The organism is Paenibacillus sp. AR247 (assembly GCF_002968895.1).
Taxonomy (GTDB): domain Bacteria; phylum Bacillota; class Bacilli; order Paenibacillales; family Paenibacillaceae; genus Paenibacillus_AQ; species Paenibacillus_AQ favisporus.
Genome location: NZ_PCZT01000023.1, coordinates 215007 through 217676, shown reverse-complemented (window position 1 = coordinate 217676; position 2670 = coordinate 215007). Strand labels below are relative to the sequence as shown.

Here is a 2670-nt window from a genome sequence, read left to right as displayed (position 1 = left end):
TTCACCTGGAACGCGGGCGGAATGCTGCGCGCCGTCGAATACTACCAGCGGCACCGGCAGCTTAGCGCTCCGGATCTCTCCCTACTGCATGCACTGCTGTCTGCACCGTATCCCGTCGTCCGAAGTATCAAAATCGGCGGGATCCAGTCTGCCGCACGGGTCATCCCTTCTACAGACCGATTCTTGCAATATCAAAAAGAGCTGGGCGCATTGCTCGCTTCCTCCTGAATGTCCCGGCCGTATTTACCCTTCATCCATCGGGAAAGCGCCCCCCGCTACACTTATTGGAAGGGAGGGAGTCTGTGGCAATGCCTCAGTCCGCCCCAGCCTCCGGATGATAGCGGTATGCCTCCAAGTCAATCCGTCCCTCGGCATCGACCTCTACCCCCTCGCCCTTCAAATACAGAATCTGCAGCATGCGCGACTCCTCCTCCACGAGGGCGATCTCGCCTTTCGCGTTGACGACCCGGTGCCATGGAAGACGGTGCTTCCTGCCCAAGGAATGAAGAATGCGCACGACCTGCCTTGCCGCTCTCCGGCTCCCCGCCAGCTCGGCGATTTGCCCGTAGGTCATCACGCGGCCCTCCGGTATATTTTGAATAATGTGGATGACGTTCATCGTAAAAGGCGTCATTGGCTTCTCCAACCTCCAAAACGGGATTCATGCTTAAAGCGGTCGATAATATACTGATACGCCGGCCGCTTCCGGCTTTCCGACCAAATCCAGCCAAAGTGGACCGGCTCCTGGACGAAGCCTTCAACATCCAGCATGACGAGGTTGTCGCGGAGCGGTCCGCCCAAGCTGTAAAAGGAATAATCATGCCCCACCGTCACGGCGAGACCCTCCTGCAATGCGCTCTGCACGGCTCCGCCGTTATTGGTCTTGAACAGGACCTGCACCGGTCCGAACTGGCGGGTAAATTCCTTGATGTATGCTTCGACATAATCGTCCTTATACAGCGCAAACCACTGCCCGCGGACTTCCTCAGACGTCAGCGATTTGCGGGCGGCGAGCGGAGAGATGCGCGGTACAGCAATCATCAATTTGCCCGTATACACCGCTTCGAACGCAAGACCCTCCTGATGCAGCATGCTTTCCGGCAGACCTACAAAGCCAAGGTCCACCAGATCATGCCGGATATCGCTGATGATCTCCTTGGAACCCTTCTCCGATATTTCAAATTGAAGCCCGGGATGCTCACTTCGCAGCAGGGAAATAACCTTGACCAGCGCGGCCATTTCAGCGGGCATCGTGGCCAGCCGCAGCTCGCCGTTCAGCATTTGCGTCCGGTGCTCTGCTTCCAGCCGAATCTCCTGGATCATTCTGGCCGCTTCCGTCATCTTCTTGATGAGGCTCTGGCCCTCGGCCGTCGGAAACGTGCCCAGCCGGGAGCGCTTGAACAGCTTCAGACCCAGCTCATGCTCCAGGCTTGTGATCGCCTGGCTGACCGCCGATTGGGTAATATGCAGATTTCCCGCTGCCTCGGCAAGCGAGTTCACGCGGGCAACCTCCACCACATAAGACAGCTGATCGATATTCAACGAGCATATCTCCTTCTTTATATAAGTCTAGCTTAAGTTAAGGTAACCACAATTAAATTTATTTAAACATAATCCGAGAGTACAATAAAGGGGTTAGGTCCCCTTGCCCGGCTTATGGCAAGGGAGAATTCCATCATCCACTTCTTGGACAAGGAGAGATATAGATATGAAAGCAGCCGTTTGGCATGGAACGAAAGACGTAAGAATCGAAAACGTCGAGGAACCCGTCGTGAATCCCGGACAAGTGAAGGTCAAGGTGGAATGGACAGGCATCTGCGGCAGCGACCTGCATGCGTACCATCACGGTATCGGCGTACAGACCGGAGTGCCGCATCCGATTTCCGGAGAAATGGCACCGCTTACGCTGGGGCATGAATTCGCGGGTACGGTTGCCGAGGTCGGCGATGGCGTGACGAACGTCAGCGTGGGCGACCGGGTCACGATTGAGCCGCTGATCTACTGCGGTGAATGCGAATACTGCCGCCAGGGCCGGTATAACCAGTGCGAACGCTTCGGGTTCGTCGGCCTGAACGCTAACGGCGGCTTTGCCGAATACGCCATCGTGCAGCCGTATATGGTGCATAAGCTGCCCGATCACGTGTCGCTGGAGGAAGGCGCGCTGGTGGAGCCTACCGCCGTTGCCTTCCACGCCGTGCGCAGCAGCCGCATGAAGGTCGGCGACAAGGTGGCCGTGTTCGGTGTCGGGCCGATCGGGCTCCTTACCATTCTGTCCGCCAAGGCCGCCGGCGCAGCCCAAATCATCGCGGTGGACGTCTCGGATGAGCGGCTGGCAAAGGCTCAGGAGATCGGTGCGACGGCGATCATTAACGGGGCCCGCCAGAACACCGAGGAGGAAATCCTCGCCTTGACCGGCACCGGCGTGGACGTGGCCTTTGAAGCGGCAGGCGCCCAGCCGACGTTCACCAATGCCGTGAACACGGTCAAGAAGGGCGGCGAGGTTGTCGTGATCGCGGCGTTCGCCAAACCGGCCAGCATTGATCTGATGCAGCTGATGGTGAAGGAAGCGAGCGTTACCGCCATCCTGGCCTACCGCCACATTTTCCCTGAGATTATTTCATTGATCGCAAACGGTCACTGGACTCAAGCAAGTGATCAACGAAAAAGNTT

General features: G+C 57.4%; 3 protein-coding genes and 1 pseudogene. 2 read left to right on the top strand and 2 right to left on the bottom strand.

Going from position 1 to position 2670, the window contains the following annotated elements; genetic code table 11:
- Positions 1 to 228, top strand: a pseudogene (locus CPT76_RS30040) (phosphotransferase); the annotation flags it as partial.
- An 85-nt stretch (positions 229 to 313) separates the two neighbouring features.
- Here CPT76_RS30040 and CPT76_RS30035 read toward each other — a convergent pair.
- Entirely contained in the window at positions 314 to 634 is a 321-nt protein-coding gene (locus CPT76_RS30035; RefSeq protein WP_105445478.1) for an MGMT family protein, read from the bottom strand.
- A complete protein-coding gene (locus CPT76_RS30030; protein ID WP_105445477.1) occupies positions 631 to 1542 on the bottom strand; it encodes a LysR family transcriptional regulator in 912 nt (303 codons plus the stop codon). The genes CPT76_RS30035 and CPT76_RS30030 overlap by 4 nt, the downstream gene beginning before the upstream one ends.
- 166 nt (positions 1543 to 1708) lie before the next feature.
- Here CPT76_RS30030 and CPT76_RS30025 point away from each other — a divergent pair.
- A partial coding sequence (locus CPT76_RS30025) for a 2,3-butanediol dehydrogenase (protein ID WP_105445586.1) occupies positions 1709 to 2670 on the top strand: 962 nt, incomplete at its 3' end.

Bases quoted from the DNA above. Each gene is read 5' to 3' on its own strand.
- CPT76_RS30035 (WP_105445478.1), bottom strand. From the start codon at position 634: ATGACGCCTTTTACGATGAACGTCATCCACATTATTCAAAATATACCG.